Here is a 6,555-nt window from a genome sequence, read left to right as displayed (position 1 = left end):
GTAAAAAATATTTAATACATTAATCACGACTGTTCAAACATCCTCTAAGACATCTCTCAAGAAATTGTTAACTATAACCCACTCTCCTTAGTAACGACTCCTAACCTTGTGGCAATGCGTTTTGCAGTCGTCAACCGAGCTTCTGTAATCTCTCGACTCGTCGCACGAGCAGCTTCTAAAATCTCAGGTGGCGCACTTGCTGGCGTACCACTGTTAAACGGTGGTTCAGGCGCATATTGAATTTGCAGTTGAATCTCCTGAGCCACTCTGTCGCCACACAAGAGGGCAGCAACGCGCAACGCTCCGTCAATTCCGGCAGTGACACCTGCTGCACTGACAAACTTACCATCAATGACGACCCGTTCATCAACGGGAATCGCACCAAAATATCTTGAAGTTTTTAACCAAATCCCATATATCTGAAGTGTAATGAGTTCCAACCTCAACTTCTTTCAGATTCTTACACTGATTTATCAGATTCTTATGGTGTTAGCTATTGCAACCTGCAATTACAAATGCTCAAAACAGCGTTCGAGACACTGAAAATTTATCCGCGATCGTTTTGTGTCCCAAGGCAGAGGTTATAGCGGCACGGGATGCGGCACGATCAAAAACTGGATATGCTAATGAAGCAATGGTTTATGCATTCGATCGCATCCTCCGCACCGAAACTCCTCGCCTCGTCTACTGGCTGGATTCAAGCAATCTAACGGTTGAAGAAATGGTCGATCGGATTTTGACAAATTTTCAATTTACTTTGCGCTATGAGCGTCTTCGCGGTTTTTTTCACTCGTCAATTGTAAGTTGACAAACTACTAGTGGTTCATCGCATTAATTTTGGGAGGTAAATCCCCCACTCTCGTTCCCAGGCTCCGCTTAAGAACGCAAACGGCGAGGCAGAGCCTCGTACTCTGTGGTAGAACACCCTAGGCTCTGCCTCCCTTCAGACCTTTCAATTTCAACGAACTTGAGCAAGTGCAACATCAAGCAAGTATGGAGATAACTCTATCTTTGGCGTTGAAGGCGATCGCCTGCAACGCAGCCAACATAATACGGTTTCTTTTGAGATGCCTTCATCTTATGAATTCGAGCTAGCTTTTCAAATGCCCAAATCTACCCAATGATTACCTAATTCTCCAAAACACTTCATGTCTATTGACTCCAAAAGTTCGCGACAGGTAACGAATCTTTACGGTTTTTTTAAGCAAAGTCATCTCACTCAACAGTTTAAGTGCCTCACAGGAATGACATTAGAACAAGTTCGCGCTTCACCATAAGAATCTGATAAATCATTGTAAGAACTTGAAAGAAGTCAAGTGTTGCAACTCAGTACACTTCAGATAGATTGCCGTTGAGCTTGCTCAAGGGTGATCGCAAGATTCTTGCCGAAATGCAATTAGGTTTACCAAAGCAGGATAAATCAATGATTGACTACGAAGTTTTTGAGCTTGGAGACTGCGTGTTGCAGTCAGGCGCTACACTGCGAAATACAAAACTGGCATACAAAACCTACAGTACTCTTAATACCGATAAAAGTAACGTCATTGTATATCCCACGTGGTACTCAGGTGAGCATTACGACAATGAGTACGAAGTTAAGCATATGTCAAACGCTGTTTTCCGTGCTATCCCTTCAATATGGGGACATTTTGCTGGTGGTGGTCTTAATCCTGTAGATACTCAATTCATCGATGATAGTTTGAAGGAATTACTTGCAACCTAAATGATTCTGAACTGTACTTTGCACCAAAGAGTATTCCCAATACTGCTTGGATAAGAATTTTTGTAGATTGGGCTTTCCCTGTGAGGAAACTCAACAAATATCTGTAAACGTTGGGTTTCGTTCCTCAACCCAACCTACGTGTTTCGCATTTTTAGGCTTAACCGACAAGTATTTTAATTTCTTGAAACTCATATTTCGAGGCTACCTGCCTCCCGCATATTTTAGGTGTAACTTAAAGGGAAAAAGCAATGGCTGTAGTAACATTGTTTGAGGAAGTCAACTTTGGTGGCGCTTCAATATCTATTGACAGTGACACACCTCGACTGTCTCAGATAGGCGACGGCTGGCATGGCAGAGTTTCGTCAATTCAAGTCCATAGTGGCATATGGGAGTTTTGCACGGATAAAGATTTTGGTGGTTTAGGCATTTTATTGCAAGCTGGAAAGTATTGTGATGTGAAAAAGCTCAATCTTGTTTTAAATGATACAATCTCTTCAGCAAGAGTTATTATTGTATAGTAGATTATTGCATATTTTTCTTGAAAAATTCCCATATAGATATTGAGTACAGTTGCTAAAGCCCACACCCCAAAACGGAAGGAAATTATCCTGATGTTAACTGGAAAATTTTTGTATTAAAAAATACACATTTTTGTAAAAATCTTGTTTGAATAACTGAGACTAAATATTTATGTTGAATTTCAAAAAACTTCGGAAATTTCAAATCATCATAGGCTTTACAGGAATTTTAGCGATCGTATTTCTGAAAGCTTGTGGTGTATCTCAAGTAAATAAACCTACACCCTTGTCAAATGAACCAGTAGTTGTACAGAGTCAATTGCCTCAACAATCGAGCAGTAAGATTGACAATTTAGATTGGCTATTGGTTACCGACGCTTTTCAGGGAGGAATGGCAGAAATAGAACTTGGGAAACAGGCGTTACAAAAGTCTACAAATCCCAAAGTAAAAGAGTTCGCGCAGCAGATGGTTGAACAGCATACAAAGGCGCATGAGAGACTCTTGCAATTGTTAAGCAAGAAGGAAATTACACCTCCAACAACAATGGGTTTCAAATATGAAACAATCTCCGCGCATTTAAAGCAGCTTTCCGGGAGTCGTTTCGACGAACCATACATAAACGAGATGGGAGTGAACCGTCACCTCGATGCTATAGCTACATTCCAGCGAGAAGGAACACTTGGAAAAGATCCCGATGTCAAAGCCTTTGCTAATCAAGGTTTGCAAACAGCACGCAATCATTTTCAGATGGCTATTAAGGTAACAGGTTACAGTTTGTTGGGTGACAATAAATAAAGGATGAAGTTTGAAAAATTTCCAACTTCATCCTTTAAACTGGTAAATGTTCTAATTGTAATCGTGAAGACAGATTTTTCTGAATTAGCGGAACATACTACTTACAGAACTGTCTTCATGAATGCGCCAGATGGTTTCTCCAAGCAAGTTAGCCACTGACAGCATGACTAATTGAGGAAATCGATTGCTCTCTGGCACGGGAATGGTGTTCGTGATAATCACTTCCTCAAACAAACCACTTGATAAGCGCTCAACTGCAGGTGGGGAAAAGACGGCGTGAGTTGCACATGCATAAACTTGACGAGCTCCTTCTTCACGCAGGAGTTTTGCTCCTTCTGAGATAGTCCCGCCAGTGTCAATCATGTCATCCACTAACACTGCTGTTTTACCTTTAACGTCGCCGATAACGTTTAAAACTTCAGCAACGTTGTGAGCTTGACGCCGCTTATCTATAATTGCCAGTGGGGCATCATTTAGCTTTTTAGCAAATGCTCTGGCTCGTGCTACACCACCAACGTCTGGAGAAACCACAACAAGGTCTGGCAGTTGCTTGCTTGCTAAATAATCAAGCAGTACTGGTGAACCGTAAACGTGATCCAGTGGAATATCGAAGTAGCCTTGAATCTGAGCTGAGTGCAGATCCATTGCTAAAATTCGGTTAGCACCTGCTTCTGTTATGAGATTGGCAACTAGCTTGGCAGTAATTGATTCTCTTCCCGCAGTTTTCCTGTCAGCACGGGCATAGCCATAGTAAGGAATAACAGCAGTGACTTGCCGTGCAGATGCGCGACGACAAGCATCGATCATAATCAATAGTTCCATGAGATTGTCATTGACAGGATGACAACTGGGCTGGATGAGGTAAACGTCACAGCCTCGAATGGATTCTTGAATTTGGATATAAATTTCTCCATCCGCAAATCGTTTGCGAATCATTGGTCCCAAATCCATTCCCAGGTAACGGGCAACTTCTTGAGACAGTGGTACATTGGCAGAGCCAGAGAACAGCCGCAAGCGATTATTTTCAGTTACGCCTGTAGCAGTCGGCTGTACTTTTAGGGCAGTAGAACTGAGCACAGCAGATCCTCGATGTGCATTCATGGCAATCCTATCATCAGAGATTTGAGAAATTTAACCGCAAATAGCCGGAAAAAATCATATGCGTGCTTTTTGAAAGCTTTCATAAAAATTTTCAACATACCTGAGCAAAACTACATATTTCGATTTCTCCAACTTTTTATAGACAAACAATTGATAGCTTAACTGACATTAAGTGTGTAAACCATACCTAGAGTTTAGTTTTTTTATATTGGCTGGCAAAACCAAAAACGCAAAACCCTGTTAGAGACACAATTCTCACCTCTAACATCCTGATTTTTGGTTTTAACCAAATCTTTACAGTTTAACTTTTTACTTAATTCTAGCTTAATAAGCATAAATACTTAAGATTAGTCATTTTGGAGTTGACTAGATATATAATGATACTACCTTTCGCAATTAATGGTGAAACTAGCTTGAAAATAGAGAGTAGGGAGTGGGGAGTAGGGAAAACAACTCATCTTGGTTGTAAAGAATAGATACAATCTATACAGCTTGTAAAACAGTAGCAATAACTAAATTTAATCCTTTGTTTTTTCACGCTGATGTATTGAAAGCGCGTGTGAAAATAGAGTTTAGCGAGTATGTTTTACTGGCTGCTCCTCCTTGGATTGCTATGACACTCACTTTAGATGATGCAACCACCGATTACATCTGGCACTATCTTGCAAAACCGTTACCGGATAATAAAAACTCTAGGTCAGGGGGGATTCGGTAGAACTTATTTAGCAGAAGACCAAAGGCGTTTTAACGAATTTTGTGCAATTAAGGAATTGATTCCGGTAGTAACGGGAGGTTATGCGTGGGAGAAGGCAAAAGAACTGTTTCAGCGAGAAGCCGCTATCTTATATCAAATACAGCACCCGCAAATACCACAATTTCGGGAAAGATTTGAACAAGATCAGCGCTTATTTTTAGTACAAGACTATGTTGCCGGCAAAACATACAGCATTTTGCTTGATGAACGCAAGAAATCCGGTCAAGTATTTACAGAGCAGGAAGCGTTGCAATTAATACAATCTTTGTTGCCTGTTTTGGAGCAAATTCACAGTCGGGGCATTATTCACAGGGATATTGCTCCGGATAATATTATTTTGAGGGACAGCGATCGCTTACCAGTTTTAATTGATTTTGGAGTTGTCAAAGAACTGGCAACTCGATTAAATTCTCCAGATAACACGATCCCGGCAACAAGCGTTGGGAAATTTGGTTATGCCCCTAGCGAACAAATGCAAACAGGTAGAGCGTACCCAAGCAGCGATCTTTATGCACTTGCAGTGACAGCGATTGTTTTACTAACAGGGAAAGAACCTCAAGAACTTTTTGATGACAACCAACTAAGTTGGAATTGGGAACGCTGGGTGAAGGTTAATCCTCAATTGGCGCAAGTGTTAAATCGGATGTTGAGCCGAAAACCGAGCGATCGCTATCAAAGTGCTATGGATGTGATGCAAGCGCTGCAAGTTGTAGGAAAACCACGTCCTCCTTCGTCTGACCTATCCAATGTTCAAACCATAGCAGTTGTTCAGCGTCCTGTGCCAGTTCCACCTGCGCCAAATCAACCCGATCCAGTGATTCCGCCACCTGCTAACAATTCACTTCCAGATAATCCTGTAGCGATAGTCGGAATTAGCATTATCGTTATTGTTTTGGCAGGGTTTGGTTCTTGGGCATTTGTGCGATCTCTTCGCGATCGACCTCAGCCATCACCAGAACAAACCACAGCCCCACAAACTTTTCCCTCACCAGTCATTCCTGGGGGAACACTGACACCGACACCGACACCGACACCGACACCGACACCGACACCAACAGCAACACTGACACCAACGCGACACCGACACCGACACCAACCCCATTCCAACCCGAACCACCTGGTGTTTACAGGAGACGGTTAAATTTTGATGCATCCAATACAGCAAACGTGGAGGGGATTCTTGCAGCCCAGGAAACTGCCTTTTATGCTTTTCCGGCGAAAGAAGGACAACAGTTGACTGTACGCCTTGCGAAAGAGGGTGGTGTGTTACTGACAATTTTAGGTCCCAATCAAGAACCAATTGATAATTCTGCTAAGGAAGTCTCATTTTATCAAGGAAAAGCGCCTGTTACTGGTAGATATACTATACAAGTCAACCCCGTTCCAGGGCTTGACCAAAGTGATTACAATTTAACTGTTGCATTAGAAAACTCCGTACAACCAACACCAACTCCATTGCCTTTAGATCCATCATCCACTCCAGCACCATTACCCACAGAAATTATACCGACTCCAACACCTACAGAAATTACACCGACTCCAATACCCGATCCAATACCCACAGAAAACCCCCTTATACCCAGCCCAACACCCACAGAAATCATACCCAGTCCACCAGAGTAGGGTGTAGGGGACAAGGGGGACAAGGGAGACAAGGGAGACA

8 protein-coding genes are annotated in these 6,555 nt (G+C 42.2%); 6 read left to right on the top strand and 2 right to left on the bottom strand.

The features are described from left to right. Positions 1-71: 71 nt before the first annotated feature. Positions 72-440 (bottom strand): hypothetical protein, encoded by a 369-nt coding sequence (locus tag F7734_RS59885; protein WP_207714492.1) that lies wholly within the window; start codon positions 438-440, stop codon positions 72-74. A 56-nt stretch (positions 441-496) separates the two neighbouring features. Here F7734_RS59885 and F7734_RS62835 point away from each other — a divergent pair, with 56 nt between their 5' ends. The 4 genes from F7734_RS62835 to F7734_RS59865 all read left to right on the top strand — a co-directional run bounded on the left by F7734_RS62835 (position 497) and on the right by F7734_RS59865 (position 3,037). Then, entirely contained in the window at positions 497-808 is a 312-nt protein-coding gene (locus tag F7734_RS62835) for a hypothetical protein (RefSeq protein WP_207714491.1), read from the top strand. 615 nt (positions 809-1,423) lie between these two features. After that, complete coding sequence (locus F7734_RS59875; protein WP_155753617.1) at positions 1,424-1,723, top strand: hypothetical protein; 300 nt, start codon at positions 1,424-1,426, stop codon at positions 1,721-1,723. A 248-nt stretch (positions 1,724-1,971) separates the two neighbouring features. Next, positions 1,972-2,241 carry a beta/gamma crystallin-related protein gene (locus tag F7734_RS59870; RefSeq protein ID WP_155753616.1) on the top strand — a complete coding sequence of 90 codons (270 nt, stop codon included), beginning with the start codon at positions 1,972-1,974 and terminating at the stop codon, positions 2,239-2,241. 172 nt (positions 2,242-2,413) lie between these two features. Beyond that, complete coding sequence (locus F7734_RS59865) at positions 2,414-3,037, top strand: DUF4142 domain-containing protein (RefSeq protein WP_155753615.1); 624 nt, start codon at positions 2,414-2,416, stop codon at positions 3,035-3,037. An 84-nt stretch (positions 3,038-3,121) separates the two neighbouring features. Here F7734_RS59865 and F7734_RS59860 read toward each other — a convergent pair whose 3' ends face one another. Next, a complete protein-coding gene (locus F7734_RS59860; protein WP_155753614.1) occupies positions 3,122-4,138 on the bottom strand; it encodes a ribose-phosphate pyrophosphokinase in 1,017 nt (338 codons plus the stop codon). A 629-nt stretch (positions 4,139-4,767) separates the two neighbouring features. Between F7734_RS59860 and F7734_RS59855 the strand changes: the two genes are divergently transcribed. Together F7734_RS59855 and F7734_RS66630 are read left to right on the top strand one after the other, a co-directional pair. Beyond that, on the top strand, positions 4,768-6,033 hold the full coding sequence (locus F7734_RS59855; RefSeq protein ID WP_347566483.1) for a serine/threonine-protein kinase: 1,266 nt from the start codon (positions 4,768-4,770) through the stop codon (positions 6,031-6,033). Positions 6,034-6,059: 26 nt separating this feature from the next. Next, entirely contained in the window at positions 6,060-6,515 is a 456-nt protein-coding gene (locus tag F7734_RS66630; protein WP_347566482.1) for a PPC domain-containing protein, read from the top strand. Positions 6,516-6,555: the final 40 nt, after the last annotated feature.

This window comes from Scytonema sp. UIC 10036, assembly GCF_009725235.1.
This window is presented reverse-complemented; position numbering and strand designations above follow the sequence as displayed.

What these genes read in the sequence shown, in the direction of transcription:
- F7734_RS59875 (WP_155753617.1), top strand. Translation starts at nt 1,424, where the DNA reads ATGATTGACTACGAAGTTTTTGAGCTTGGAGACTGCGTGTTGCAGTCA.
- F7734_RS59870 (WP_155753616.1), top strand. Translation starts at nt 1,972, where the DNA reads ATGGCTGTAGTAACATTGTTTGAGGAAGTCAACTTTGGTGGCGCTTCA.
- F7734_RS59865 (WP_155753615.1), top strand. Translation starts at nt 2,414, where the DNA reads ATGTTGAATTTCAAAAAACTTCGGAAATTTCAAATCATCATAGGCTTT.
- F7734_RS59860 (WP_155753614.1), bottom strand. Translation starts at nt 4,138, where the DNA reads ATGAATGCACATCGAGGATCTGCTGTGCTCAGTTCTACTGCCCTAAAA.
- F7734_RS59855 (WP_347566483.1), top strand. Translation starts at nt 4,768, where the DNA reads ATGATGCAACCACCGATTACATCTGGCACTATCTTGCAAAACCGTTAC.